The organism is Lutibacter sp. B1 (genome assembly GCF_012524075.1).
Classification (GTDB): Bacteria; Bacteroidota; Bacteroidia; order Flavobacteriales; family Flavobacteriaceae; genus Lutibacter.
In genome coordinates this window covers 259,077-286,043 of record NZ_JAAZUI010000001.1, presented here as the reverse complement: position 1 = coordinate 286,043, position 26,967 = coordinate 259,077, and the positions used below count along the sequence as shown (strand labels likewise).

At 30.5% G+C, this 26,967-nt stretch carries 24 protein-coding genes; 11 read left to right on the top strand and 13 right to left on the bottom strand.

Annotation, left to right across the window (positions count from 1 at the left end):
• Positions 1 to 67 precede the first annotated feature (67 nt).
• Positions 68 to 2,911 carry an aminomethyl-transferring glycine dehydrogenase gene (gene gcvP, locus HGB55_RS01260; RefSeq protein ID WP_168813865.1) on the bottom strand — a complete coding sequence of 948 codons (2,844 nt, stop codon included), beginning with the start codon at positions 2,909 to 2,911 and terminating at the stop codon, positions 68 to 70.
• Positions 2,912 to 3,046: 135 nt separating this feature from the next.
• On the opposite strand from gcvP, the gene HGB55_RS01255 reads away from it, so the two are divergent.
• The gene (locus tag HGB55_RS01255) at positions 3,047 to 3,892 is read left to right on the top strand and encodes a hypothetical protein (RefSeq protein WP_168813863.1); all 846 of its coding nucleotides are present in this window, start codon (positions 3,047 to 3,049) and stop codon (positions 3,890 to 3,892) included.
• Positions 3,893 to 3,902: 10 nt separating this feature from the next.
• On the top strand, positions 3,903 to 4,709 hold the full coding sequence (locus tag HGB55_RS01250; RefSeq protein ID WP_168813861.1) for a bifunctional 2-polyprenyl-6-hydroxyphenol methylase/3-demethylubiquinol 3-O-methyltransferase UbiG: 807 nt from the start codon (positions 3,903 to 3,905) through the stop codon (positions 4,707 to 4,709).
• A 30-nt stretch (positions 4,710 to 4,739) separates the two neighbouring features.
• On the opposite strand, the gene HGB55_RS01245 is transcribed toward HGB55_RS01250, so the two are convergent.
• Together HGB55_RS01245 and HGB55_RS01240 are read right to left on the bottom strand one after the other, a co-directional pair.
• A complete protein-coding gene (locus HGB55_RS01245; protein ID WP_168813859.1) occupies positions 4,740 to 5,513 on the bottom strand; it encodes a zinc ribbon domain-containing protein in 774 nt (257 codons plus the stop codon).
• Between the two features lie 2 nt (positions 5,514 to 5,515).
• On the bottom strand, positions 5,516 to 6,610 hold the full coding sequence (locus tag HGB55_RS01240) for a Nif3-like dinuclear metal center hexameric protein (protein WP_168813857.1): 1,095 nt from the start codon (positions 6,608 to 6,610) through the stop codon (positions 5,516 to 5,518).
• A 100-nt stretch (positions 6,611 to 6,710) separates the two neighbouring features.
• Here HGB55_RS01240 and lpxK point away from each other — a divergent pair, with 100 nt between their 5' ends.
• Entirely contained in the window at positions 6,711 to 7,748 is a 1,038-nt protein-coding gene (gene lpxK, locus HGB55_RS01235; protein ID WP_168813849.1) for a tetraacyldisaccharide 4'-kinase, read from the top strand.
• Positions 7,720 to 8,529 (top strand): purine-nucleoside phosphorylase, encoded by an 810-nt coding sequence (locus HGB55_RS01230; RefSeq protein WP_168813846.1) that lies wholly within the window; start codon positions 7,720 to 7,722, stop codon positions 8,527 to 8,529. The genes lpxK and HGB55_RS01230 overlap by 29 nt, the downstream gene beginning before the upstream one ends.
• Positions 8,530 to 8,753: 224 nt before the next feature.
• On the opposite strand, the gene HGB55_RS01225 is transcribed toward HGB55_RS01230, so the two are convergent.
• From HGB55_RS01225 to HGB55_RS01210, 4 genes are read right to left on the bottom strand one after another with little or no spacing between them, the layout of a single operon-like run.
• Complete coding sequence (locus HGB55_RS01225; RefSeq protein WP_168813844.1) at positions 8,754 to 9,647, bottom strand: Ppx/GppA phosphatase family protein; 894 nt, start codon at positions 9,645 to 9,647, stop codon at positions 8,754 to 8,756.
• Positions 9,648 to 10,136 (bottom strand): histidine phosphatase family protein, encoded by a 489-nt coding sequence (locus HGB55_RS01220; protein ID WP_168813842.1) that lies wholly within the window; start codon positions 10,134 to 10,136, stop codon positions 9,648 to 9,650.
• A 31-nt stretch (positions 10,137 to 10,167) separates the two neighbouring features.
• Positions 10,168 to 10,815, bottom strand: a complete 648-nt coding sequence (pdxH, locus tag HGB55_RS01215; RefSeq protein WP_168813840.1) for a pyridoxamine 5'-phosphate oxidase — start codon at positions 10,813 to 10,815, stop codon at positions 10,168 to 10,170.
• A 37-nt stretch (positions 10,816 to 10,852) separates the two neighbouring features.
• Positions 10,853 to 12,325, bottom strand: a complete 1,473-nt coding sequence (locus HGB55_RS01210) for a sodium:solute symporter (RefSeq protein WP_168813838.1) — start codon at positions 12,323 to 12,325, stop codon at positions 10,853 to 10,855.
• 75 nt (positions 12,326 to 12,400) lie between these two features.
• On the opposite strand from HGB55_RS01210, the gene recR reads away from it, so the two are divergent.
• Positions 12,401 to 13,012 (top strand): recombination mediator RecR, encoded by a 612-nt coding sequence (recR, locus tag HGB55_RS01205; RefSeq protein WP_168813836.1) that lies wholly within the window; start codon positions 12,401 to 12,403, stop codon positions 13,010 to 13,012.
• Positions 13,013 to 13,015: 3 nt separating this feature from the next.
• Here the strand turns inward: recR and HGB55_RS01200 are convergent, their stop codons facing one another.
• The 6 genes from HGB55_RS01200 to HGB55_RS01175 all read right to left on the bottom strand — a co-directional run bounded on the left by HGB55_RS01200 (position 13,016) and on the right by HGB55_RS01175 (position 19,989).
• Positions 13,016 to 15,091 (bottom strand): acetate--CoA ligase family protein, encoded by a 2,076-nt coding sequence (locus tag HGB55_RS01200; RefSeq protein WP_211047318.1) that lies wholly within the window; start codon positions 15,089 to 15,091, stop codon positions 13,016 to 13,018.
• Positions 15,088 to 15,672, bottom strand: a complete 585-nt coding sequence (locus tag HGB55_RS01195) for an indolepyruvate oxidoreductase subunit beta (RefSeq protein WP_168813834.1) — start codon at positions 15,670 to 15,672, stop codon at positions 15,088 to 15,090. The genes HGB55_RS01200 and HGB55_RS01195 overlap by 4 nt, the downstream gene beginning before the upstream one ends.
• Before the next feature lie 8 nt (positions 15,673 to 15,680).
• A complete protein-coding gene (locus HGB55_RS01190) occupies positions 15,681 to 17,297 on the bottom strand; it encodes a thiamine pyrophosphate-dependent enzyme (protein WP_168813832.1) in 1,617 nt (538 codons plus the stop codon).
• A gap of 224 nt (positions 17,298 to 17,521) precedes the next feature.
• Positions 17,522 to 18,073, bottom strand: a complete 552-nt coding sequence (locus HGB55_RS01185) for a CopD family protein (RefSeq protein ID WP_168813830.1) — start codon at positions 18,071 to 18,073, stop codon at positions 17,522 to 17,524.
• 5 nt (positions 18,074 to 18,078) lie between these two features.
• Complete coding sequence (gene hemH / locus HGB55_RS01180; RefSeq protein WP_168813828.1) at positions 18,079 to 19,092, bottom strand: ferrochelatase; 1,014 nt, start codon at positions 19,090 to 19,092, stop codon at positions 18,079 to 18,081.
• Positions 19,093 to 19,095: 3 nt separating this feature from the next.
• Positions 19,096 to 19,989, bottom strand: coding sequence for an AraC family transcriptional regulator (locus HGB55_RS01175; RefSeq protein ID WP_168813826.1), 894 nt, complete (start codon positions 19,987 to 19,989; stop codon positions 19,096 to 19,098).
• Positions 19,990 to 20,265: 276 nt separating this feature from the next.
• Here HGB55_RS01175 and hemA point away from each other — a divergent pair, with 276 nt between their 5' ends.
• From hemA to HGB55_RS01145, 6 genes are all read left to right on the top strand, one after another.
• The gene (hemA, locus tag HGB55_RS01170; protein WP_168813989.1) at positions 20,266 to 21,531 is read left to right on the top strand and encodes a glutamyl-tRNA reductase; all 1,266 of its coding nucleotides are present in this window, start codon (positions 20,266 to 20,268) and stop codon (positions 21,529 to 21,531) included.
• Complete coding sequence (hemC, locus tag HGB55_RS01165) at positions 21,518 to 23,107, top strand: hydroxymethylbilane synthase (protein ID WP_168813823.1); 1,590 nt, start codon at positions 21,518 to 21,520, stop codon at positions 23,105 to 23,107. The genes hemA and hemC overlap by 14 nt, the downstream gene beginning before the upstream one ends.
• A complete protein-coding gene (hemB, locus tag HGB55_RS01160; protein ID WP_168813821.1) occupies positions 23,100 to 24,065 on the top strand; it encodes a porphobilinogen synthase in 966 nt (321 codons plus the stop codon). Before hemC ends, hemB begins: the two co-directional genes overlap by 8 nt.
• A gap of 93 nt (positions 24,066 to 24,158) precedes the next feature.
• A complete protein-coding gene (gene hemL, locus HGB55_RS01155; protein WP_168813819.1) occupies positions 24,159 to 25,454 on the top strand; it encodes a glutamate-1-semialdehyde 2,1-aminomutase in 1,296 nt (431 codons plus the stop codon).
• A 72-nt stretch (positions 25,455 to 25,526) separates the two neighbouring features.
• Entirely contained in the window at positions 25,527 to 26,552 is a 1,026-nt protein-coding gene (gene hemE, locus HGB55_RS01150; protein ID WP_168813817.1) for a uroporphyrinogen decarboxylase, read from the top strand.
• 25 nt (positions 26,553 to 26,577) lie between these two features.
• A complete protein-coding gene (locus HGB55_RS01145; RefSeq protein WP_168813815.1) occupies positions 26,578 to 26,937 on the top strand; it encodes a four helix bundle protein in 360 nt (119 codons plus the stop codon).
• The last annotated feature ends 30 nt before the right edge of the window (positions 26,938 to 26,967 follow it).

The window sequence follows — 26,967 nt, the reverse complement described above, 5'->3', positions numbered from 1 at the left end:
AATAAAAATAACAACTCGTTTTTTTTACTATAATGTTTTCGTAAGTATAAAGCAGTTTAAATTTGTTTTACATATAATCTTCTATCGGGTTACATGAACAAATTAGATTTCGGTCTCCGTATGCGTCGTCAACTCTCCTTACCGATGGCCAGAATTTATTTTCCTTAATATATGGTAGCGGATAAGCTGCTTGTTGTCTGGAATATTTAAAATTCCAATTGTCAGCAGTTAACATTTCTTGAGTATGTGGCGAATTTTTAAGAATTCCGTTAGTATCGCCAATTTCCATTGCTTCAATCTCGTTTTTTATGCTAATTAACGCATCACAAAATTTATCTAACTCTTCTTTATTTTCACTTTCTGTAGGTTCAATCATTAATGTTCCTGCTACCGGAAATGAAACTGTTGGCGCATGATACCCATAATCCATCAACCTTTTTGCAACATCGGTAACTTCTATTCCTTTTGATTTAAATTCTCTAAAATCAACAATCATTTCGTGAGCAGCAAATCCATTTTCACCTGTATATAAAATACGGTACTGTTTCTCTAAACGAGATTTCATGTAATTGGCATTTAGAATTGCAATTTTAGTTGATTTTTTTAATCCTGAAAGACCAAGCATTTTAATATAACCATAAGAAATTAATAATACTAAAGCAGAACCCCAAGGAGCTGAAGAAACTGCTGTAGTTGCTATATTTCCTCCGGTTGGTATTATTGGGTTTGAAGGTAAAAAAGGAGCTAAATGTTTAGCTACACAAATTGGACCAACACCAGGACCGCCTCCACCATGTGGTATTGCGAAAGTTTTATGAAGGTTTAAATGACAAACATCAGCACCAATAGTTGCCGGATTTGTTAATCCAACTTGTGCATTCATATTTGCGCCATCCATGTAAACTTGACCTCCATTATTGTGAATTATTTCGGTAATTTCTTTAATACTACTTTCAAAAACTCCGTGAGTTGAAGGATAAGTAACCATTAAAGCAGCTAAATTGTCTTTATACAACTCGGATTTTTCGCGTAGATCATTAACATCAATATTCCCTTCTTCTGTAGATTTTGTTACAACAACTTTCATTCCTGCCATTACTGCTGAGGCCGGATTTGTGCCATGTGCAGAAGCCGGAATTAAACAAATATTACGATGATTGTCTCCTTTTGACTCGTGGTATGCTTTAATAACCAATAAACCTGTATACTCTCCTTGCGCTCCGGAATTAGGTTGTAAAGATGTTGCTTCAAAGCCTGTAATTTCATTTAAAGCACTTTCGAGTCCGTTAAAAACTTCATGATACCCTTTTGCTTGTTCTATTGGCGCGAAAGGGTGTAAATTACCCCAAGAAGGAGAACTTAACGGTAACATTTCGGTTGCTGCATTTAACTTCATAGTACAGGAACCTAAAGAAATCATAGAATGATTTAATGATAGATCTTTGCGTTCTAATTTTTTTATATAACGCATCATTTCAGTTTCTGAATGGCATTTTTCAAAAACCTCATTGGTTAGAAATGCCGATGTACGTTTAACGTTAATAGGTAAATCGGTTTTTTCAACGGTATCAAAATTTATTGAAGGCTTATTCTCTGCTTCAGCTAAAATTTTAAGTATTTCATTTACATCGTTTAATGTTGTAGTTTCATTAAGTGAAATTGAAACATTAGTTTTAGAAGGGTAATAGAAATTTACTTTTTTATTTTCAGCAATTTCTTTTATTTTTTCTGAATTAGAAACTTCAAAGGTTAGTGTATCAAAAAATATATTGTTTAGTTGATTTAAGCCTAATTTTTTTATTCCATTGTTTAAAGTTGAAGTTAAGCTATGAATTTTAGTTGCTATATACGTTAATCCTTTTGGACCATGATATACACCATACATGCCAGCCATTACGGCCAGTAAAACCTGGGCGGTACAAATATTAGAAGTAGCTTTTTCACGTTTAATGTGTTGCTCTCTTGTTTGTAATGCCATACGTAAGGCACGATTACCATCAATATCTTGTGTTACACCTATAATTCTACCTGGAATATTACGTTTGTATTCTTCTTTTGTAGCGAAATAACCTGCATGAGGACCACCATAACCCATAGGGATACCAAAGCGTTGAGTTGTGCCTACTACAACATCAGCACCCCATTCACCGGGAGGTGTTAAAAGAGTTAAGCTTAATAAATCTGCTGCTACTGCAATACGAGCTTCAACAGTTTTAGCTTTTTCAATAAAATTAGTGTAGTTATAAACTTCGCCATTTTTTGCAGGGTATTGTATAATAGCTCCAAAAATATTTTTGGTGAACTCAAAATTTTCATGATTACCAATAACTAATTCTATTTCTAATGGGATAGCTCTGGTTTTTAAAACATCTATTGTTTGAGGTAATACTTCTTCCGATATAAAAAATTGAGAAGCATTTTCCTTTTTTTGTTCTCTTGATCGAGTGTTAAAAAGCATAATCATAGCTTCTGCAGCAGCAGTACCTTCATCTAATAAAGAAGCATTTGCCAATTCCATACCTGTAAGGTCACTAACCATTGTTTGGTAGTTTAAAAGTGCCTCAAGCCTTCCTTGAGCAATTTCCGCCTGATAAGGAGTGTAAGCGGTATACCATCCCGGATTTTCTAAAATATTTCGCTGAATAACTCCTGGAAGTATTGTTGGATGGTAACCTAATCCAATATAGGTTTTAAATAATTTATTTTTTGAAGAAAGTTCATTTATATAAGAACTGAATTCAAATTCACTTAAAGGTTCCGGTAAATTTAAATCTTTCTTTAATCTAATATTTGAAGGAATGGTTTTGTCGATCAACTCATCTATTGAAGAAACTCCAATAGTTTCAATCATTTCATTTATATCATTTTCCCTTGGGCCAATGTGTCTTAAAACAAAAGAATTTGTATCCATTTAATAGTTGTGTAATTGTTTATTTCGAGACCAAAAATACTCAAAATACAATAATCAAAATAGCATAGATTTATTTATTTATAACATTTTGTTAACCACTAAATTTAATTATTAACAATTACCTACATTTGTTTAATGAACTTTTTAAAAAGGATAGTTAATTTTTATGTTTTTAGCAATATTCACGTTGCTTTAGCAGGGTATTCAATTACTAAAATTACATTAATTAATTTTGGACTTAAACAAAGTTTAGTTCCGTTATTTGTAGGTATATCAATAATAATTTCATATAATTTTATACGTTATTATGAAATTAAATCAAACAAACTCAATTGGTTTAAAAAATGGTTTTATAATAATAGAAAAGAGTTGTTGTTTTTAACGTTAATTTCTGTACTAATACTAGCTTATATTACTTTTTTTGGTGATTTTAATTTAAGTTCAATTATAGTACTGTTTCCTTTTGCCTTTATTACTTTTTATTATGTAATTCCAATATTTAAAAATAAAAATACCGAGTTTTCTTTTAGAAATTATCCTTCATTAAAAATATTTAGTATTGCAATTGCTTGGGCGGGAATTTCAGTTTTTTTTCCTTTGTATGAAGCCGGTTATATATTTGATAGGAGTGTTTACATAGAATTTGTGCAAAGAATTTTAATTGTGTTAGCTATTACAATTCCTTTTGATATAAGAGATATTGAAACTGACCCGGATAATTTAAAAACATTACCACAGGTTTATGGCATAAAAAAATCAAAAATTATTGGGACTGTTGTGCTGATTGCTTTTTGCGGATTAGAAATTTTAAAAATACCTTTTTATAAGTATAATTTGGTTGTAATTATTTTAATATCAATAATTTCAGGTTTATTTTTATGGTTTTCTTCTCCTCAAAAATCAAGATTTTATACCGGTTTTTGGGTAGAATCGGTACCTGTAATTTGGTTAGGTTTAAATTTACTCTTTTTAAAAAATTAAACATATTGTAATGAAAAAATTTGATGAGTATTTTAAAGTAAATAAAGAAACATGGAATAAAAAAGTAAGCATTCATGCAAAATCGGAATTTTATGATGTTGAAGTATTTAAAAAAGGGAAAACTTCTTTAAATAAGTTTGAATTAGATGAAGTAGGAGATGTTAATGCTAAAACCTTACTGCATTTACAGTGTCATTTTGGACAAGATACATTGAGTTGGAGCAGATTAGGGGCAAAATGTACAGGGATTGATTTATCTGATGAAGGAATAAAACAAGCCAAATTACTAAATATGGAATTAGGTTTGGATGCCAGCTTTATTGAAAGTAATTTATACGATGTTTCACAAAAAGTTAAAGGTAAATTTGATATTGTATTTACTTCTTACGGAGTAATTGGTTGGTTACCTGATTTAAAAACTTGGGCTGAGATTATAGCAAGTAAACTTAAAAAAGGAGGTTTTTTTTATATGATTGAATTTCATCCAATAGTTTGGATGTTCGATTATTTACAAACACCACCAAAACTTGTGTACCCCTATCAAAATAGTGAAGTAATTTATGAAGAATACAAAGGAACGTACACTAATAGAGATGCAGATATTATAAGTAAAGAGTATGGTTGGAACCATGGTTTAGGTGAAGTAATTTCTGCACTAACAAACGCAGGTATGCATATTGAGTTTTTGCATGAATTTGAAAAATCTCCATATAATATTTTACCGGAAATGGTTGAAGTAAATGATGGTATGTTCACTTTAAAAAATAATGAAAATTTATTTCCACTATTGTATTCAATTAAAGCAACTAAAAAATAAAAAAGCTTCCAAATTTGAAAGCTTTTCGTATTAATCTAATAATGCGTCTATTTTTTGTTTTTCTTCTTCGGCTAAAGCTCCATCTACAAGTATTCTACCGCTGTGTTCGTCGGTAATAATTTTTTTTCTGCTTGCAATTTCAACTTGTCTTTGAGGTGGTATTGTAAAAAATGAACCACCAGATGCACCTCTTTCAATAGATACAACAGCTAAACCATTTTTAACAGTAGATCTAATTCTTTTGTAGGCTTTTAATAAGTGGTCGTCTATTAATTCACTATACTCTTCAGATTTTTTTAGAAGTAATTCTTCTTCTTTTATTGTATCAGCCATAATATCGTTTAATTCAGCCGATTTATGTTTCAACAACTCTTCTTGTTTAGCAATAGTTTCTTTGGTTAATGTAATAACTTCATTCTTTTGCTCAATTTTAGCTTTATACTCTTTAATTCTTTTTTCAGCTAATTGAATTTCAAGTTCTTGATACTCAACCTCTTTACTTAATGAGTTGAACTCTCTGTTATTACGAACGTTTTTTTGTTGTTCGTTGTATTTTTTCACTAACGCTTTAGCTTCTTCAATTACTAATTTTTTATCAGCAATTTCATTTTTAAGATTAGTTACATCTTCGCCTAAGTTTGAAAGTCTTTTATTTAAACCAACTATCTCATCTTCTAAATCTTCAATTTCTAAAGGTAATTCACCTCTTACACTTTTAATTTCATCAACTCTTGAATCAATTAATTGTAGATCATAAAGGGCTCTTAATTTTTCTTCAACTGTAACTTCTTTATTTTTAGCCATGTTTATAGGTAATAAATTGGATTTGTGTTATTATTTGATAAAATGATTGCAAAATTAGGAAATTTTTTTGTAAGTATGTCAACTAAAAGATTTTTTGTGAATTGTTCACTTTCATAGTGTCCAATATCAGCTATTATCAGTTTATTTTCGGCTTTGTAAAATTCGTGGTATTTTATATCGGAAGTTACATAAATATCAGCTCCCGATTGAATGGCATTGTTAATGGCAAAACTCCCAGAACCACCTAAAACAGCTACTTTTTTAATAGATTTTCCTAATAATTTTGAATGACGAATGCCTTTGGCACTCATTTTAGTTTTTAAAAACTCTAAAAACGTTGTCTCTTCTTTTTCTTCGGAAAGTTCTCCAATCATTCCTAAACCAATCTCCTGATTTTGATTTTCTAATGAAATAATTTCATAAGCAACTTCTTCATAAGGATGCTCACTAAAAAGTGAATTTAGTATGGTTTTTTCTTTATGTTTTTCAAAAATAACACTCACTAGTGTTTCATCTTCAAAGTGTACAATACCCTTTTTACCAATTGTTGGATTGGAGTTCTCATTACCTTTGTACGTTCCGTAACCTTCCGTATTAAAGCTACAGTTATCGTAATTGCCAATGTTGCCGGCTCCTGCATTAAAAAGAGCATTTCTTACATTTTCAGCACTATTTTTGGGTACATAAGTAGTGAGTTTTTTTAATGTATGTTTTTGAGGGATAAGTACTTTTATGTTTTGCAGATTAAGAATTTCACAAATTTTAGCATTTACACCTATATATGAATTGTCTAAAGCCGTGTGCATTGCATAAATGGCTATATCATTTTTTATGGCTTTTAAAACAACACGTTCAACATAATTATTGCCGTTTAATTTTTTTAATCCGGAAAAAATGATTGGATGAAAGCTCACAATTAAATTGCATTTTTTGTCAATTGCTTCATCAACAATGGTTTCTAAAGTGTCTAGAGTTACTAAAACCCCGGTAACTTCGGTATTATAATTTCCAACCAATAAACCAACATTGTCAAAATCTTCGGCATAATTTAGAGGAGCAATTTCTTCAATACAATTTGTAATGTCTTTAATTTTCATTTATTCTGTAATCTGTTACACAAACAAAGATAAAGGATACCTTAGAAAGTTAAAATAATTATACATTTATTTTATTATTTGTTTTGTATTTTCGCTTTTAATGAATTTGTTAAGAAAAATATTATACCCAATATCTGTATTGTATGGAGCAGTTACAAATGTGCGTAATAATTTGTATGATAAAGAAATTTTAAAATCTACCAAATTTGATATTCCAACAATTGTAGTTGGCAATTTAAGTGTTGGAGGTACTGGTAAAACACCTCAAATAGAATATTTAGTACGGTTACTACAAAATGAATACAAATTAGCTGTTTTAAGCAGAGGTTATAAAAGAAAAAGTAAAGGATTTATAATTGCCGATGAAATTGCAACTGCTGAAATTATTGGAGATGAGCCTTTCCAATATTATCAAAAATTTAAAGATGTAATTGTTTGTGTTGATGCAGATAGGGTTAATGGAATTGAGCAATTAAAGCAATTAGAGCATAGTCCGGAAGTAATTTTACTGGATGATGCTTTTCAACATAGAAAAGTTCAAGGTGGATTTAATATTTTGCTTACATCTTACGACAATTTATATGTTGACGACTCAATGTTGCCTACAGGAAATTTACGCGAAAAAGTTTCAGGAGCTGAAAGAGCACAAGTAATAATTGTAACCAAGTGCCCTTCCCAGCTTTCAGAAAATGAACAATTTAAAATTTCTCAAAAATTAAATACAACAGTTTATCAAACTGTATTTTTCAGTACAATAGAGTATGATGAGCAATTGAAAGGTTTTTCTAAGTTGACGCTGTCTGAAATGGAGGGCTATGAGGTTTTATTGATTACCGGAATTGCAAATCCTACACCATTGGTCGACTTTTTAAGAGAAAGAAATATTAAGATAAAACATTTGCAATATCCCGATCATCATGATTTTTCCAATAAAGAAATAAATGAAATAAAAGATACGTTTAGTACGTTAGAAACAAACAAAAAGATAATTTTAACAACAGAGAAAGATTATGTTCGTATCTTTGCAGCCATTAAAAATATTCATTATATAACTATTAAAACAACATTCATAAATCATAAAAATGATTTTGATAATATTATAAAAAAGTATGTGGAACGAAGTTCAAGAGACAGTTAAATATTTACAAGACAAAGGGTTTGATAAACCAGATTATGGTATAATTTTAGGAACAGGTTTAGGAAATTTAGTTGAAAAAATTGAAATAGAAATAGCAATACCTTATGCCGAAATACCAAACTTTCCGATATCTACAGTAACAGGGCATTCAGGAGAATTGATTTTTGGAAAAATAGGAAGCAAAAACGTAATTGCAATGCGTGGGCGTTTTCATTACTACGAAGGTTGGAAAATGGATCAAGTTGTTTTTCCGGTTAGAGTAATGAAATATCTGGGAGTAAACAATTTAATAGTTTCTAACGCTTCAGGAGGTGTTAATCCATCATATAAAGTAGGTGAAATTATGATAATTTCAGATCATATTAATATGATGCCGGATCATCCTTTACATGGAAAAAATGATGAGCGTTTTGGACCTCGTTTTGTTGACATGCACGAAGCATACAGCAAAAAAATGATTGCTAAAATGGAAAATATTGCCAATGAACTGAATATTTCTGTTCATAAAGGAATTTATTTGGCATTACAAGGTCCTACTTTTGAAACACCGGCAGAGTATAAAATGGTTAAAATTTTAGGAGCAGATGCTGTTGGAATGTCAACTGTACCTGAAGTTATTATAGGAAAGCATATGGGTATGGAATGTTTTGGTATTTCGGTTATAACTGATTTAGGTGTTGAAGGTAAAGTTGAAGCAGTTTCTCACGAAGAAGTACAATTAGTTGCAAAAAAATCGGAAAAAGTTGTAGGTAAATTAGTTGAAGAATTTATTAAACAATAATTTTGGCATTATTTTAGATTAACTATTCAAAAAATACGATTTTATGAAAAAAATAATTGTTGCTTGTTTTTAAATTTAGTTACTCACAAATTGATTTAAACTAAGGTCTTCTAGAAGCTTAAAGTGTACGTAGGTAGAGCATCATGGTTAAATATTTTTTGGCAAGTCGCAGTAGTAACAGCACTAGCTCCAAAAACTAATAAGTTTTTTAAAAATATTAAAATTTATATGTTATCATAGTATAAACTTTTGATAATTCCATCGGCAAGTCCAATTTTTGGTACAAATATTTTTTTTGCACCACTCCATTTCATAGCGTTTAAATAAATTTTAGTTGCAGGAACAATAACATCAGCCCTATCAGGGTTTAACCCTAATTCTGAGATTCTATCTTCATAAGGCATTTGTTTTAAATATTGGTACTGTGCTTTCATGTAGATTAAAGAAAGTGGTTTACCTAACTGTTTGCCAGATAGTTTAAATATTTTGTTTATGTTACCACCAGAACCTATAAGTGCAGGAGTTTTTAAATTTTGTGTATTTGCTTTAAGCCATACTTCAATATTTTCCCAAACATCTTTAAACGAATTTGTTTTGTTTAATAAGCGAACTGTACCAATTTTAAATGATTTTGATTTGATGATTTTTCCGTTCGAAAATATGGTAATTTCAGTACTACCACCACCAACATCAACATAAATATACGATTTATTACCTTCAATAATATCAGTTAAATCAGTAGAAAAAATGATTGCAGCTTCTTTTTTACCATCAATTATATCAATTTTTACAGCTGTTTTTTCAAAAATTTCATTAGCTACCTCAACGCCATTTTTGGCTTCTCTCATGGCAGATGTTGCACATGCTTTATATTTATGAATTCCATGTACTTCCATAAGTAATTTAAAAGCTTCCATAGCTTTAATCATCCTTATTTTATTTTCTTCTGAAATTTCTTTTTTAATGAAGGAATCTGCACCTAAACGTATTGGAACTCGAACTAAAGCAGATTTTTTAAAGATAGGGTTTCGTCCGTTTTTTTCTGTAATAACATTAGAAATTAACAACCGTATGGCGTTTGATCCAACATCTATTGCAGCCAGTTTTTCAATTTTCATTTATTTGTAATGTTTTGGGAATTCGGTTATAAATGTTTTGCCCATTTTTATATTCTTCCAGTAGCTGGTGTCAAATTTAATACCTATAACACCGCAAGTTGGCACATGATCTAACTCCAAACTGCCAAACTTATTTACAAATGTACTAATACCGTGGTCGTGACTAAAAATGATGGCAGAGTCGAAACCGTCGTCTAAGGCTTTTACAGTTTTTATTAAATAGCCATCACTAAAGCTATAAAGAGATTTGTTTATTTTTATGTTTGCAAGCGGATAATTAAATGTGTAGCTGAAAATCATGGCTGTATGTAAGGCCCTGTTTGCACAACTCGACACAAAAACATCGGGGCAAGCAACTTTTTTTTGTAATACGTTTGAAATTAAATAAGCATCGTTAATTCCTCTTTTTTTTAAGGGGCGGTCTATGTCTTTAATACCTTCGTATTCCCAAGAAGATTTAGCGTGCCTAACAATGTAAAGTGTTTTCATTTGGTTTTAGTTGAGGTTCAAATATAAAAAATTAAGGAGCTAAACGATCAATTTTCCAATCAAAATTTTCTTGAAGCGTGTATCTTATTCTATCATGCATTCTGTTTGGCCTTCCTTGCCAAAACTCTATACTTATTGGTTTAACTATATAACCACCCCAATGTTTTGGCCTTGTAATTTCTTTATTTTCAAATTGTTTTTCGAAATAAACCAATCTGTCATCCAAATATTTTCTTGATGGTACAACTTTACTTTGATTGGACGCCCATGCTCCGAGTTTACTTCCATCGGGTCTGGTTTCAAAATAACCATCCGATAAATTTTCTGAAATTTTTTCGGCAGTACCTTTAATAATTACTTGGCGTTCTAAATTGTTCCAAAAAAAGGATGCGCAAACATTCGGGTTTTGTTCAATTGCTTTTCCTTTATCGCTGTTGTAATTAGTGTAAAAAATAAATCCTTCCCAAGTATATTTTTTCAGTAAAACAACTCGGTTATTTGGAAAACCGTCTAAACCGAAAGTAGATATAGTCATAGCATTTACTTCAATATCACCGCCAAATTCTTCAACTTCATAAAACCATTTTTGAAATAATTCCAAAGGATTTTCAGGAACTTCGTTTTTAGAAAGTTCTTTTTTTTCGTAAATTTTCCTGTAGTTACTTAAATCTTTCTCCATGCAACAAAATTAATAAATCTTTTAAGGTGTAATTCTTTTAAACTGATTCTTTATCCAATTTTTTTATAAGCAGTAACCCAATAAAAGTGAGTAAACCATTCACAATTAACAGCTCGTAACCAAAAACATATCCATTAAATAGTTCAACAGAATAATCATTGATAAAATAGGTTATAATTACTGAGAGTATTGCTACTATCCATACATAAGAGTCTTTAATTTTAAATTTGGTAAATATTCCAAAAGTAAACATACCTAACAACGGACCATAGGTATAAGAAGCAACTTGCAGCAAACTGCTAATTACGTTATCTTCTAATACATATTTAAAAATAACAATAACAATAACTAAAGCCATTGAAATAAAAATATGTGTTTTTTTTCTGATGGATCTTTGTTTGGATTCTTCTTTATGTTCAATATCTAAAAAATCTACACAAAAAGAAGTGGTTAGTGCTGTTAAAGCACTATCAGCACTAGAGTATGCGGCAGCTATCAATCCTAAAATAAAAAATACGCTAATGGTCATTCCTAATCCTCCGTTTAAAGCAATTTCAGGAAACAATAAATCGGTTTTAGTACTTCCATCAACAATAGGAGTAGCAATACCAAATTTATCGGCATAAATAAAAAGTAATGCACCTAATACTAAAAACACAAAATTGACTATAATTAGAACAAATCCTAATGAAATTACATTCCATTGAGCTTCTTTGGTATTTTTACAAGTAAGATTTTTTTGCATCATATCTTGGTCTAAACCTGTCATACCAATGGTAATGAACATTCCTCCTAAAAATGATTTTATAAAGTGTTTTTTATCATTAAAATCATCAGTAAAAAGTATTCTGCTATAATTTTTAAATTCAGAAGAAGCAAAAATATCAGAAACTGTCCAATCCAATTTATTTAGAATGATATAAATAGTTGCAGATACTGCAAAAAGCATAAAAATAGTTTGTAGTGTATCTGTCCAAACAATGGTTTTAATACCGCCTTTAAAAGTGTAGATCCAAATTAACAGAATAGAAATTATTACGGTTATTTCAAAAGGCACATTCCAAGCATCAAAAACAAAATATTGTAATACTGAAGCTACCAAAAATAAACGAAATGAGGCTCCTAATACACGTGAAACAAAAAAGAAAAAAGCACCGGTTTTATGAGAAACATTTCCAAATCTAATTTTTAAATACTCGTAAATAGAAGTTACTTTTAAATGATAGTAAATAGGTAATAAAACATAAGCAATTACCAAGTAGCCAAATAAATAACCAAATACAATTTGCATATAGCTAAATTGTGAACTTTGCACCCAACCCGGCACCGAAATAAAAGTAACTCCCGAAAGTGAAGCTCCAACCATTCCAAAGGCAACAACGTACCAAGGTGATCTTTTATTTGCCTTAAAAAAAGTATCGTTACTATCGTTTTTCCCTGTAAAATATGATATAAGTAAGAGAAAACAAAAATAGACTGCTATTAATGAAAGAATAAAAATGGGTTTCATTTATTGGTTTTATTATGAAATAACAAAGAAACTAAAATTATTGAGAATATCATTTCCTAATTGTACATTTGCCAAATGAATTTTTCTTCAAAACTTTTAGAAAATGCTGTAAACGAAGTATCTCAATTACCGGGAATTGGTAAAAGAACCGCTTTGAGATTAGTTTTGCATTTATTAAAACAACCAACTTCTCAAACTCATCGCTTGTCTGAAGCATTGAATAATTTGGTTGACGATATAAAATTGTGTAAGAAATGTCATAATATCTCAGATGTTGATGTGTGTGAAATTTGTGCAAATCCTTCTAGAAATGAAGAAATTATTTGTGTGGTTGAAGATGTGCGCGATGTTATGGCAATTGAAAACACAGCTCAATTTAAAGGGTTGTACCACGTGCTTGGAGGAAAAATTTCGCCCATTGAAGGTATTGGTCCGCATAATTTAACCATTGACAGTTTGATTGAAAAAGTTAAAAGCGGTACTGTAAAAGAAGTTATTTTTGCGTTGAGTTCTACTATTGAAGGCGATACTACCAACTTTTATATTTTTAAACAGATAGAAAAATATCATATAAAAACATCAACTATTGCAAGAGGAATTGCTGTAGGAGATGAATTGGAATATGCTGATGAAGTTACTTTAGGAAGAAGTATTGTGAACAGAATTCCGTTTGAAAATTCGTTATAAAAACTAATTTTTTTCTATCCTAATTCTGGCATCAACCGCTATAATTTCTTGTTGATTTCCTAAAAGCGGATTTAAATCCAGTTCACAAATTTCAGGAACTACAGTAACTAAATCAGAAACTTTTTTAACTATTTCGGCAAACAAATCAATATTAATACCTTCTTGATTACGAATACCTTGAAGTATTTTGAACGATTTTAAATTCTGAATTATATGTAACGCTTCTTCTTTTGAGATAGGAGCTAAATTAGACTGAATATCTTTAAGTATTTCAATATAAATTCCACCTAAACCACATAAAATCAAATGTCCAAAATCAGCTTCTTTTTTTACGCCGATAAAAAGTTCAATCCCTTTTTTCATAGGCTGAATTAAAAGTGCTTTTGTACCTTTAACTTGCATTAATTTATAAAAGGATTTGATTAGTTTTTTTTCGGAATTAATGTTTAAAATAATGCCTCCAACATCTGATTTATGAATAGGACCAACTACTTTCATTACTACAGGAAACTTTGTTTTTTGAACAGCATTTAGGCAATCGTTTATTGAAGTGCAAATAAACTCTTCAACAACAGGAATTTTTGCTTCTTGTAGTAATTTTTTGGTTTGTTTCGGATTTAGATACCCATTTTCTGCACTTTCAATAATTGATTTGATAAGCTGATTGTTTTGAAATGTATTTATTGAGGTTTTTATGGTAGGTTTTGGTGTATTTATAACTTTTCCTAAAGCATTGCCAAATAAAACTTCATCATTAAAACACGTATTTCCTTTTGAAATAAAAGAATCAATCTCATTTTTTACATTCACTACCGAAGGTAATATGCTGAAAATAGGCTTTTTGCATTCTCGTATTTTTTTATGAAGCACATTGTAAACATCGTATACTTCAAATAAACCTGGACTTCCAAAAATAACAATCATTGCATCAATATCATCAAAATGATGTTCACAATAATCAATAATTGTTTCTAATTGCTCGGCAGTTCCGGTAGCTAAAAAATCAATTGGATTGCTAATTGACGAACCTAAATACAATTTTTGCAGCAGTTCTTCACTTTTTTCTCCTTTAATTTCAGGAATTTGTAAGCCGTTTTTAGATAAAATATCGGTTAGCATTACAGCTGGCCCACCTGCGTGTGTAATGATAGCAATATTTTTTCCTTTCAATTTGGAATGCATAAAAATGGTTGCAACAGTTACCAATTCGTTTCTGCCAAAACAGCGTACAATACCTGCTTTTTTAAATAGCGCATCAACTGCCATATCCGAATTTGCCATTGCTCCTGTATGAGAACTCGCGGCTCGGCTACCTTCTGTAGAACTTCCTGCTTTTATGGCGGCTATTTTACAACCTTTTTGAATTAACGATTGCGCGTGTTTTAGTAATTTTTGAGGATTTGCTATACTTTCAATATAGAGTAATTTTACTTTTGAACAGGTATCCTGATTAAAAGTTTCATCTAAATGTTCTAAAACTTCTTCTACACCAATTTGAGCTGAATTTCCTACTGAATATACACTTGAAAAAGTTAATCCCATAGCCATTGCAGCTTCCATAATAAAAACCGCCGTTGCTCCGGAACCCGAAATAAAATCTACACCTTTTGAATCTAATTTTGGAATAGGAGTTGTAAATACTCCTGCATAATTTTGGTTGATTAAGCCTATGTTATTAGGACCTAATAAAGTGCCTCCAACAGCATTAATTTCGTTGGTTATTTGTTTTTCTAATTGGTTACCTTCTTTATCTTTTTCACTAAAACCTGCCGAGAAAATAATAAATCCTTTGGTATTTTTTTGATGGGCTAAAATTTTTACCGTTTCTAAAGTATATTTTGCGGCAATAGCAATAATTGCTAAATCTACTTCAGGAATATCTTGTATATGTTGATAACATTTAATGCCTTGAACTTCCGTTTCTTTCGGATTAACAGCAATTAAATTTCCTTTAAAATTATGAGTTATTAAATTGTGTAAAACTTTGCCTCCGGGAGTTTGAATAGTGTTGGAGGCACCAATAACAGCAATACTTTTAGGGTTAATTAATTTTTCGTGTAACATTCCTGTGTTTTTCATGAAATAATTTCAGTAGCCATCTCTTTACCAATTATAAAAGCTTCTAAATTTTTGTTTACAATGCGTTCACCTTTTCTTTTAAATAAGGTTTTAATAGCCTGTTGTAAAGTTTCGCTATTTATTGTAATTAGAGAAGAAGCTGCTCCTAATAAAACAATATTTGTTGCTTTTGAGTTACCTAAATCTTTGGCTATTTTTTTAGCATCAATTAATATACTGTTTGGGTGAGATTTTATTTCATTGTATAAATCTTCTAATTCAGGGTAATCAGGAATATTAATAAACGGATTGATATCTGTAATTAAATAACCGTCTTTTTTTAAATAGGGCAAATAGCGTAGTAATTCCATAGGCTCAACAGCAATTATCATATCTGCTTTTCCTTGCGGAATTAAATCTGAAAATATTTCTTTATCAGAAATTCGAACATGAGATTGCACAGCACCGCCACGCTGACTCATACCATGAACTTCCGATTGTTTGATGTTTAGGTTAGATTCCAATGCCGCAGTATCTAAAATTGCTGCAATGGTTAAAATTCCTTGTCCGCCTACACCTGCTAAAATTATATTTGTTTTCATTTTTTTTACTAATTAAGTGAAACTTTTTTAAGCTCTTTAAGCTTTTCCTTTTTCTCTTTTGGTAATTGTACGCAAGGGCGCTGAGAAATTATGACCGATACTCCTTTATAATTTATTTCATCTCTAATGGTGTTTATATTTTCTGTTAAATTTTTATGAAGAGGTGTAATAACTTTTAAATGGTTTTCTTCAACTCCAATGCCTTTGCAAATATCGATTAATCTACCTGAAGCTGACGAATCCTGAGCACCTGTCATAGCAACCGTTGAATTGTCAGAAATTATAACGGTAATAGGTGTTTTTTCTATAACAGCATCTAATAAGCCTGTCATACCGGAATGTGTAAATGTAGAATCTCCAATAATTGCTATTGAAGGATGAATACCTGCATCAGAAGCACCTTTTGCCATTGTAATTGATGCTCCCATATCAATAAGCGTATTGATACTTTTGTAAGGAGGTAAAGCTCCTAAGGCATAACAACCAATATCACCAAAAACTTGCTGACTTCCCATTTCCTTATTTAATTCATTAATAGCATCAAACAAATCTCTGTGAGCACAGCCTACACATAGTTCAGGTGGTCTTTTGCTAACTATTTCAGGTAATTTTTCATCTACTACAACATCAAAGCCCAAAGCATTGGCTATATTATCAGGATTTAATTCACCAACTCTTGGTATGTCACCGCTTAAACGTCCAATAATTTTTTTGTTTTTCCCTAAAAAGTCTGAAATAGCTTCTTCAATAAACGGATAGCCATCTTCTAAAACCAATATTTTTTTACAGGTATCAAATAGATATTGAACAGGTTTTTTTGGAATAGGATATTGTGAAATTTTTAAAATAGGATAAGGGCAATCTGCATCTTCAAAATTTTCCATTAAATAATTATAGGCAATACCCGAAGCAATTATTCCTAAAGATGTATTTGGAGCTTTAATAAGCTGGTTAAAGTAACTGTTTTCAGAATTTTCCTGTATATCAGATTGAATACTCACTAAATGTTTATATCTGCCGCGAGCATGCATTGGGATTAACTGAAATTGAGTAGGAATTTTAGGTAACTTAATGTTGTTTTGCGGAATTCTTTTTCCTAAAATTATACCTGCTCTTGAGTGTGATAAACGTGTTACCATTCTTATTAAAACAGGTAAACCAAGTATTTCAGATAAATCAAAAGCGTATTTTGTAATGTCATACGCTTCTTGTTGATTGGACGGCTCTAATATGGGTACCATTGCAAATTTTCCATAATATCTGGAATCTTGTTCGTTTTGTGATGAATGCATTGAAGGATCATCTGCTACAACAACAACTAATCCGCCATTGATACCGGATACGGACATGTTCATAAATGCATCAGCAGCAACATTTAAGCCCACATGTTTCATAACAGCCATTGCTCTTTTACCTGCGTATGACATGCCTAAGGCGGCTTCCATAGCTGTTTTTTCGTTCACTGACCATTGTGAGTGAATATTTAATTCTTTTGAAGTTTTTGAACGCTGTATATATTCTGTTATTTCTGTTGATGGAGTTCCCGGATAAGCATAAACACCGGAAAGACCGGCATCAATTGCACCTTGTGCAACTGCTTCATTTCCTAAAAGAAGTTTTTTCATAAAAAAATGATTTATAAAATGATGTTTTATAATATCATAAATTTATAAAATATAATTTGAAATTTATATGATTTTAATCACTTTAGCTATTATAAGTAGTTGATATACAGAATATTAAAAATTCAATAAAAGCTTTTAATTCTTGTAAAGTTAAAAAGAATTTTAGAGTATTCTTTTTAACAATTTAAGTAAATTGAATAGTTGTTGAGTATTTAATAAAATAATTAATTTTTATCCCAACTGTTTTTTTCTCTAATATTTTTATAAAGTTTTATACCTAGCATTAGTAAAACTGAAATACCTACTATACCAACTACTCCAAATATCCAACCAAAGGTGTTTTTTAATACTACCAAAAATACACAAGCAAAAAGAATAATAGTAGCAACTTCATTCCAAATTCTTAAAGCAAAAGAGGAGAAATTTAAATACCCTTTTTCAACTTGGTTATACATAATTTGACAGGTCCAGTGATAAGCATAAAGAGCTGCTACACAGGCTAATTTAATTTGCATCCATGTAGCTTCCAGCCAAAATGGTTGTAAAATTAATAACCAAAGAGCAAAAATAGAAGCTAAAATTGCTGAAGGCCAAGTAATAATGTACCAAAGCCTTTTAATCATTAGTTTATACTGTTTTTGCAATATTTGTTTTTCAACTTCAGGTTTTTCTTCAGCTTCTTTAAAATAAATGAATAAGCGGATGATGTAAAAAAGACCGGCAAACCAAGTTGTAATAAAAATAATGTGCAACGATTTTATATAGAGATATTCCATTGAAGTTATTTTGCCCAGTTATTGATCCATTTTGCTACTGTTTTTGTCCAATTTTCATCGTCATTTAAACAAGGAATTGTTGAAAAATGCTCACCGCCATTTTCAATAAAAGAATGTTTGGCTTCCATACCAATTTCTTCTAAAGTTTCTAAACAATCTGAAACAAAAGCAGGTGTAACAACTGCTAAATTTTTTACGCCGCTTTTAGCAAAATTGTCTATTGTTTGGTCGGTATATGGTTGTAACCAAGGATCTTTTCCCAAACGCGATTGGAAAGAAGTACTGTAGCTTCCTTCTTTTAAATGTAGTTGTTTTGCAACGTTTTCTGTTGTTGCATAGCATTGATGTCGGTAACAAAACTCGTGTGCCGGAGAAGGTGTTTTACAACAACTTCCATCTATTTTACAATGAGATTTTGTAATATCCGATTTTTTTATGTGACGCTCAGGAACACCGTGGTATGAAAATAAAATATGTTCAGGTGCTGTTTTCTCTATTTCTTTTTTTATGCTATCACTTAAAACTTCAATATAATCTTGTTTATTGTAAAAAGCCGGAACATTTGTTAAGGTTACTTCCGGAAAATGTTTTTTAACAATTTTTTCAGCCAAAACAGTTATAGTTTCGGTGGTTGCCATTGCAAATTGTGGGTACAACGGAATTAATAAAATTTCGGTAACACCTTGTTGTGCTAATTTTTCGATACCAGTTTTAATTGAAGGTTTCCTGTATCTCATAGCTACTTCAACCGGTACGCTAGAGTTTTTTTGAACTTTTTTAAGTAATCTGTTAGATAAAACTATTAGTGGAGAACCTTCATCCCACCATATTTTTTTATAAGCTTCGGCAGATTTTTTTGGACGTGTATTTAAAATAATTCCTTTTACAATAAAAGCTCTTAATAAATAAGGAGTGTCAATAACTCTTTTATCCATTAAAAATTCATCTAAATATGTTTTTACGTCTTTAACCGACGTACTGTCTGGCGAACCTAAATTTACTAGTAATGCTCCTTTCATTAATTATGTTTTTGCAAATTGTTTGGGTGTAATACCAAATTTTCTTTTAAATGCTGCTATAAAATGGCTTGAAGTACTGTATCCAAGATGTACTGCAATTTCATTTACATTTAGTTGTTGTTCCTGTAATAATTTTTTTGCTTGTTCCATTTTGTAGTTTAATAGAAAAGTAAAAACAGGAACACCATAAAACTCTTTAAAGTCAGTTTTTAATTTTTTTATATTGAGACCAACTTCTTTAGATAAATCGGCTAAAGAAGGAGGATTGTTCATTTCTTCAATTATTATTTCTTTGGCGTGTTTAATTTTACTAACGGTTTCTTCATTAGCAATATAAGGGCAATGCTCACCTTCATCTTCAGGTGGTGTACTAAAGTAATGACTTAATAATTCGTATACTTTTCCCTTAATGTAAATTGGTCTAAGCGATTCGTTAATTTGTTTAGATACCAATTGGTTTAAAATTATTTTAATAGATGTGTTAATTTCTTTAGGTTCAATAATTGGTTTGCCAACTTTAAAACTATTGAAATTAAATAGGAAATTACCTTCAATAGAGAATAATGAATGGAAATATTCAATTGAGATTAAAATAGCAATAAGTTCAGCTTTTGGTGGTAAATTAAAAAGAATATTCATTTTTTCATCCTTAAAATAAACCATGCCTGAATTTCCTGAAGCTAAATTTAAAGCGCAATGTTCAAAGTTAAAAGCAACACAACATTGATTTTCGGCACAAAAATATATTTGTATATAATTGTCTTTTAAACTATGCTTAAATAATTCGTTCTGAGATGATAAGTTGTTGAAATGAAATACTTTAAAAGTATCTTTTTCATCAAAAATTAAGTTAGTACTTTTATCGATGTTTTTATAATTCTCTAAATTGGTTTTCATAGAGTATTTTTTTAAATTTAACTCAACTAACAACTGCAAATGTACAATAAAAAATAATACTTAGAACTATTTTTTAAATCTCTATAAATGATATTTGTCATATATTTAAACCCTTAATTTTGCTAATAATTAATAATTTTACCTTTGTTTTTGTTAATTTAGAACACTTCTAAATTAGCTAAAATAACTTATATCGCTAATATTAGTACTTTTGTCGATATTTTGTGCTAAAATATCTTTGTACTTTTGTCGATACTTATTGGTAATATTAATTATATGGATCAAAAAGATACACCTACAAAATTTTATAATGTAGGGCTAAGTTATAAAAAAGCAGATGTAAAAGTTAGAGGAGCTTTTAGTATAACTAAAGAAAATCAAAAATTATTATTAAACGAAGCTAAAGCTAGAGGTTTAAAAGGTGTTTTTGTTTTATCTACTTGTAATAGAACTGAGATAACAGGTTTTGCTAACCATCCGTTTGAGTTAATTAGTTTGTTAATAAAATACTCTAATGGTAATGTTGAAGATTTCAGTAAGGTTTCCAATGTGTATTCTAATAAAGATGCTGTAAGGCATTTGTTTAATATAAGTACAGGTTTAGATAGTCAAATTTTAGGAGACTATGAAATTGTTGGGCAATTGAAAGAGGCTTTTAAGTTAGCAAAAAAGTTAGGTACTACAAATGCTTATCTGGAACGTTTAATGAATTTGGTTTTACAAGCTAGTAAAGAAGTTAAAAATACTACTAAGTTAAGTTCAGGAACAACATCGGTAGCTTATGCCGCAATTCAATATATAGTTGATCATGTACCTGAGTATGCCGGTAAAAAAATTCTAATTTTTGGAATGGGTGAAATAGGTAAAAATACCTGTAAAAATATTTTAGAATATACACAAAATAAGAATGTTACTTTTATAAACAGAACTTTTCAAAAGGCATTGGATTTTAAACAAATGCATCCGGAGGTTACAGTTGTAGAATATGATAAATTAACGGAAGTAATTTCTAATGTTGATATATTAATAGTTTCAACCGGGTCAAGTGTACCTACAATTCACAAAGAACATTTAACTAAAGGTAAAAAATTGTTGATATTAGATTTATCAATGCCAGAAAATGTTGATGCTTCAATTAAAGAATTGAAAGATATTACCTTGGTAAATTTAGATGAACTTTCTAAAATTACAGATAAAACAATTGAAATGCGCAAGAGTGAAATACCTGCAGCAGAGAAAATTATCCAAAAATATAAGGATGAATTTAACGATTGGATTTCACATAGAAAATATGTACCTGCAGTGAATGCGCTAAAAGAGTCACTTCTGGCAATTCAAAATGATGAAATTAATTTTCAATCAAAAAAAATAAAAGACTTTAATGTTGAACATGCTGAGATTATAACTACAAGATTGATTCACAAAATAACCACACAATTTGTGAAGCATCTTAAAGATGAAGAAACATCTGTAGATCAAAGCATAAATGTTATTAGTAAAATGTTTAACATTAAAGAACTTAGTTTAAATGAAAACGATTAGAATTGGAACAAGATCAAGCCAATTAGCACTATGGCAAGCCAATACTGTTTCACATAAATTAGAACAATTAGGATATACTACAGAAATAGTGAAGATTGACTCAATAGGTGATGTTGTACTTGATAAACCTTTGTATGAGTTAGGCGTAACCGGTGTATTTACAAAGAATTTAGATATAGCACTTTTAAGTGATAAAATTGATATAGCTGTACATTCGTTTAAAGATGTGCCTACAAAATTACCAAACGGAATTGTACAAGCTGCAGTTTTAAAAAGAGGCGATTTTAATGATGTGTTGATTTTAAAGAAAGACGAAAATTTTTTCACTAAAGAAACGGCAGTAATAGCAACCGGCAGTTTGCGCAGAAAAGCTCAATGGTTGTATCGTTATCCAAATCATACAATTTCAGGATTAAGAGGTAATGTAAATACACGTTTACAAAAGTTAGAAGATAACAATTGGGATGGAGCTATTTTTGCATCAGCTGGGTTAAAAAGACTTGGTTTATTGCCTCAAAAAGAGGATTTTATTAAGTTAGATTGGATGATTCCTGCTCCGGCACAAGGTGCTGTAATGGTAGCTGCATTAGAAAAAAGGGAAGAGTTACTTGAAATTTGTAAAGAAATAAATCACGAAGAAACAGCAAAATGTATTGCAATTGAAAGAGAATTTTTAAGAGTTCTAGAAGGAGGTTGTACTGCACCAATAGGAGCCTTAGCTACAATAAAAGATGAAGAAATAAAATTTAAAGGCGTATTATTTAGTCCTGATGGAACTAATAAAATAGAATTTTCAAAATCAGTTCCTGTAAATAATGCAAGTGATTTAGGAGAATTTGCAGCTAAATTTATTTTAGATAGAGGTGGTGAAAAGTTAATGAGGCAAGAAATTAAAATTGAAAAAGATATACTTGTGTACTCAACCAAAACGCTTTCACAAGATCAAACAAGCGAATTGTCTTCAAAAATAGGTATTTCTATGAGTGATTTTATTACGGTGAGAAGCAATCGTTTAAAACCAAAGGTTGTTAAAAACACGCTACAAAATGTAATTTTTACGAGTCAAAATTCAGTAGAAGCATTGTTACATAATTTTTCGGCTTTAGAATTGGATTTTAAAACTATTTATTGTGTTGGCCGAAGAACAAAAAAACTAATAGAAAAAAGAATTGGAAAAGTTGCACATATTGAAAATTCTGCTGAAAAATTAGCAAAATACCTGGTAAAAAACTTAAAAGAAAAAGAAATTACTTTTTTTTGTGGTGATAAAAGAAGAGATGAACTTCCTGATATTTTATCAAAAAATTATATAAAGGTTAATGAAGTTGAGTGTTATAAAACAACATTAACACCAAAAAAAATACAAGAAAAATATAACGGTATACTTTTTTATAGCCCAACTGGTATAGAAAGTTTTTTAAAAGAAAATAAAGCTGGTAGTGATATCGTTGTATTTTGTATTGGAGAAACAACTGCTACAGAAGCAAAAAAATACTTTAAAAATGTAAAGGTTTCAAAACTCCAAACAGTTGAAAGTGTAATAAAATCTGTAAATCAATATTTTGAACATGAATAGAACAAGACGCCTCCGTAAAACTGAAAATATTCGTCGTTTAGTTAGAGAAAATAAACTAACAGTAGATGATTTAATTTACCCTTTATTTATTGAAGAAGGAGAAAATATTGAAACTGAAATAGTTTCAATGCCTGGTATTACGCGTTTCTCATTAGATAGAATTTCAAAAGAATTAGATGAGGTTGTTGCATTGAATATCCCGGCTGTATTGCTTTTTGGAATACCTACACATAAAGATGAAGAGGGCTCAGAAACATGGAATGATAATGGAATTATGCAACAAGCAGTTCGATTTATTAAGAAAAATTACCCAAGTTTATATGTGATAACAGATGTTTGTTTTTGTGAATATACCAGTCATGGACATTGCGGGATAATACATGATAATGATGTTGATAATGATGCCACATTACTAAATATAGCTAAACAAGTAGTTTCACACGCAAAAGCCGGTGTAGATATGGTTGCACCTTCAGGAATGATGGATGGGATGATTGAAACAATACGTGAAGCATTAGATAATACAGGTTTTCCAAATATTCCAATTATGTCGTATGCTGTAAAATATGCATCGGCATTTTATGGTCCTTTTAGAGATGCTGCAGGTTCTGCTCCTGCATTTGGTGATAGAAGCACCTATCAAATGGATCCTTCAAACAGAGATGAAGGTTTGCGTGAAGCAACTTTTGACGATCAGGAAGGTGCAGATATTTTAATGGTAAAACCAGCGTTATCTTATTTGGATATTATAAGAGATTTAAAAAATAACTTTGACAGGCCAATAGCTTGTTACAATGTTAGTGGTGAGTATGCCATGATTAAAGCTGCTGCTGCAAATGGTTGGATTGATGGTGAGCGTGCAATGATGGAAAGTTTACTTTCTATGAAAAGGGCAGGAGCTGATATTATTATCACCTATTTTGCTAAAGAAGTTGCTAAATTGTTATTAAAAAAATAAGCGTTGTTTAAGCTGGTCACTGAATAGAGTCAAAGTGATTATCTTTATAGAAATTGATTTCGACTACGCTCAATCACCCAAATGTAAAAGAAAATGAAATTAGAAAAGTCAATAGAATTATATACAAAAGGTAAAAAAAATTTAGTTGGAGCAGTAAATTCTCCTGTTAGAGCATTTAAATCTGTTGGAGGAATTCCAATTTTTATTCATAAAGCAAAAGGGAGTAAAATTTACGATGTTGATGGTAATGAATATGTAGATTTTGTGTTGTCTTACGGACCGATGATTTTAGGTCATAGAAATAAAAAAGTTGAAAAAGCTATTGAAAGAGCCTTAAAAAGAGGATATACTTTTGGTGCGTCTACCTATAATGAAATTCGATTAGCAAAAATTGTTTGCGATGCTTTTCCGGGAATGGATAAGGTTCGTTTTGTAAACTCTGGGACAGAAGCTGTGTTAAGTGCAATACGTTTGGCAAGAGCATTTACCGGAAAAAATAAAATCATAAAATTCTCAGGTTGTTATCATGGGCATTCTGATGCTTTATTGGTAGCTGCCGGTTCCGGTTTAGCAACTTTAAGTTTACCGGGAAGTAAAGGTGTACCGGAAGAAGCTGTTCAAAATACTTTGATTGCAGAATACAATAATATAAACAGTGTAAAACTTCAGTTAAAATTACACGATGATATTGCTGCGGTTATTATTGAGCCGGTTGCAGGTAATATGGGAGTTGTAAAACCAACAAACGAGTTTATTAAACAATTAAGAGAGATTACTGAAACTAATAATATCTTATTAATTGTTGATGAGGTAATGACAGGTTTTAGATCCAAATTTGGGGGTGCTCAAGAATTATTGGGAATTCAAGCAGATATTACTTGTTTAGGAAAAGTAATTGGAGGAGGTTTTCCGGTTGGTGCTTACGGTGCTAGAAATGAAATTATGGAAATGGTTGCGCCTTTAGGCCCGGTATATCAAGCAGGAACTTTATCGGGAAATCCAATAGCTATGGCTTGTGGTATTGCAACGTTAAAAGAGTTACAAGAACGCAATCCGTATGAAGATTTTGAAAAAACAGCTACTTTTTTATCAAGAACTTTAAAAAAAGCAGCGGCAAAAAATGGTGTTGATATACAGGTAAACAGATTTGGTTCTATGATTAATCCATTTTTTACAAAAGAAAAAGTAGTTAATTTTAAAACTGCTCAAACCAGTGATACCAAAAAGTTTAAAACGTTTTTTTGGAAAATGATTGAAAATGGTGTGTTTTTACCTCCATCACAGTTTGAAGCTTGGTTTTTAGCAACAGCTATGAGTAAAAGAGATATGTATAAAGTAAGAGGAGCAATTAATATTGCGATGAAAGCAGTAGCTGATAAACATAATTAATTTTAAGTGTTTAGTTATAAATTTTTAGTTCAACTAAAAACCAATAACTGGCAAATCACTAACTAAATAATAATGATAAAGAACGATTTATTTTTAAGAGCTTTAAAAGGAGAAGTAGTTGAACGTCCTCCGGTTTGGATGATGCGTCAAGCAGGACGATATTTACCCGAATTTATGGCAATTCGTGAAAAATATGATTTTTTTACGCGTTGTAGAACTCCGGAATTAGCTTCAGAAATTACTGTACAACCTATCCGTAGATATGGAATGGATGCAGCCATATTATTTTCAGATATTTTGGTTATACCGCAAGCAATGAATATTGAAGTTGAAATGAAGCATGGAGTAGGACCTTGGTTGCCAAATCCAATACGCTCTCAAAAGGATGTTGATGCAGTTGTTGTTCCGGATGTAACAGTTGAATTAGGTTATGTAATGGAAGCTATTAAAGTAACCAAACAAATGTTGAATGATGAAGTTCCGTTAATTGGTTTTGCAGGTTCGCCTTGGACAATTTTATGTTACTGTGTACAAGGGCAAGGTTCAAAAAACTTTGATAAAGCTAAAGAATTTTGTTTTACGCAACCTATAGCAGCACATACTTTGTTGCAAAAAATAACCGATACAACTATTGCTTATTTAAAAGAAAAAGTGAAAGCAGGTGTTAATGCTGTTCAAATTTTTGATTCTTGGGGAGGAATGCTTTCTCCAGTTGATTATCAGGAATTTTCTTGGAAATATATCAATCAAATTATTGAAGCTTTAAAAGATGATGCTCCTGTAATTGCTTTTGGTAAAGGATGCTGGTTTGCCTTAGAAGAAATGGCCAATTCAAATGCATCAGCTTTAGGTGTAGATTGGACTATTACGCCTCAAATGGCACGAAAACTTACGGGTAATAAAGTAACTTTACAAGGTAATTTTGACCCTACTCGTTTATTATCACCACCATCAGTTATCAAAAAAATGGTTACTCAAATGATTAACGATTTTGGAAAAGATAAATATGTGGTTAATTTAGGTCACGGAATTTTACCAAATGTACCGTTAGATAATGCGAAAGCATTTATTGATGCTGTAAAGGAGTATACAGTTTAAAGTTAGCAGTTAGAAGTTTTAAATTATGGTAAATTATAAAAACTATAGTGTATGGCAAAAATCTCACAGTTTGGTTTTAAAAATTTATAAAGAATTGAGTAGTTTTCCAAAAGAAGAACAATTCAATCTAATTTCTCAAATAAAAAGAGCTTCATTGTCAATTCCCACTAATATTGCTGAAGGGTGTGGTAGAGAAACTCAAAAGGAGTTATTAAGATTTTTATATATATCATCTGGTTCAGCACATGAATTGGATTACTTAATTTTAGTTTCAATGAAGTTAGGTTTTATTTCTAAGGAGGCGGCAGATTCCTTACTTGATGAAATTCAGGAAATAAAGAAAATGTTAGCTTCTTTAATTAATAAAATTAAGTTAACCTTATAAATAAGCTGTAAACTTATAACTGTAAACTTA

Bases quoted from the DNA above. Each gene is read 5' to 3' on its own strand.
- gcvP (WP_168813865.1), bottom strand. From the start codon at position 2,911: ATGGATACAAATTCTTTTGTTTTAAGACACATTGGCCCAAGGGAAAAT.
- HGB55_RS01255 (WP_168813863.1), top strand. From the start codon at position 3,047: ATGAACTTTTTAAAAAGGATAGTTAATTTTTATGTTTTTAGCAATATT.
- HGB55_RS01250 (WP_168813861.1), top strand. From the start codon at position 3,903: ATGAAAAAATTTGATGAGTATTTTAAAGTAAATAAAGAAACATGGAAT.
- HGB55_RS01245 (WP_168813859.1), bottom strand. From the start codon at position 5,513: ATGGCTAAAAATAAAGAAGTTACAGTTGAAGAAAAATTAAGAGCCCTT.
- HGB55_RS01240 (WP_168813857.1), bottom strand. From the start codon at position 6,610: ATGAAAATTAAAGACATTACAAATTGTATTGAAGAAATTGCTCCTCTA.
- lpxK (WP_168813849.1), top strand. From the start codon at position 6,711: ATGAATTTGTTAAGAAAAATATTATACCCAATATCTGTATTGTATGGA.
- HGB55_RS01230 (WP_168813846.1), top strand. From the start codon at position 7,720: ATGTGGAACGAAGTTCAAGAGACAGTTAAATATTTACAAGACAAAGGG.
- HGB55_RS01225 (WP_168813844.1), bottom strand. From the start codon at position 9,647: ATGAAAATTGAAAAACTGGCTGCAATAGATGTTGGATCAAACGCCATA.
- HGB55_RS01220 (WP_168813842.1), bottom strand. From the start codon at position 10,136: ATGAAAACACTTTACATTGTTAGGCACGCTAAATCTTCTTGGGAATAC.
- pdxH (WP_168813840.1), bottom strand. From the start codon at position 10,815: ATGGAGAAAGATTTAAGTAACTACAGGAAAATTTACGAAAAAAAAGAA.
- HGB55_RS01210 (WP_168813838.1), bottom strand. From the start codon at position 12,325: ATGAAACCCATTTTTATTCTTTCATTAATAGCAGTCTATTTTTGTTTT.
- recR (WP_168813836.1), top strand. From the start codon at position 12,401: ATGAATTTTTCTTCAAAACTTTTAGAAAATGCTGTAAACGAAGTATCT.
- HGB55_RS01200 (WP_211047318.1), bottom strand. From the start codon at position 15,091: ATGAAAAACACAGGAATGTTACACGAAAAATTAATTAACCCTAAAAGT.
- HGB55_RS01195 (WP_168813834.1), bottom strand. From the start codon at position 15,672: ATGAAAACAAATATAATTTTAGCAGGTGTAGGCGGACAAGGAATTTTA.
- HGB55_RS01190 (WP_168813832.1), bottom strand. From the start codon at position 17,297: ATGAAAAAACTTCTTTTAGGAAATGAAGCAGTTGCACAAGGTGCAATT.
- HGB55_RS01185 (WP_168813830.1), bottom strand. From the start codon at position 18,073: ATGGAATATCTCTATATAAAATCGTTGCACATTATTTTTATTACAACT.
- hemH (WP_168813828.1), bottom strand. From the start codon at position 19,092: ATGAAAGGAGCATTACTAGTAAATTTAGGTTCGCCAGACAGTACGTCG.
- HGB55_RS01175 (WP_168813826.1), bottom strand. From the start codon at position 19,989: ATGAAAACCAATTTAGAGAATTATAAAAACATCGATAAAAGTACTAAC.
- hemA (WP_168813989.1), top strand. From the start codon at position 20,266: ATGGATCAAAAAGATACACCTACAAAATTTTATAATGTAGGGCTAAGT.
- hemC (WP_168813823.1), top strand. From the start codon at position 21,518: ATGAAAACGATTAGAATTGGAACAAGATCAAGCCAATTAGCACTATGG.
- hemB (WP_168813821.1), top strand. From the start codon at position 23,100: ATGAATAGAACAAGACGCCTCCGTAAAACTGAAAATATTCGTCGTTTA.
- hemL (WP_168813819.1), top strand. From the start codon at position 24,159: ATGAAATTAGAAAAGTCAATAGAATTATATACAAAAGGTAAAAAAAAT.
- hemE (WP_168813817.1), top strand. From the start codon at position 25,527: ATGATAAAGAACGATTTATTTTTAAGAGCTTTAAAAGGAGAAGTAGTT.
- HGB55_RS01145 (WP_168813815.1), top strand. From the start codon at position 26,578: ATGGTAAATTATAAAAACTATAGTGTATGGCAAAAATCTCACAGTTTG.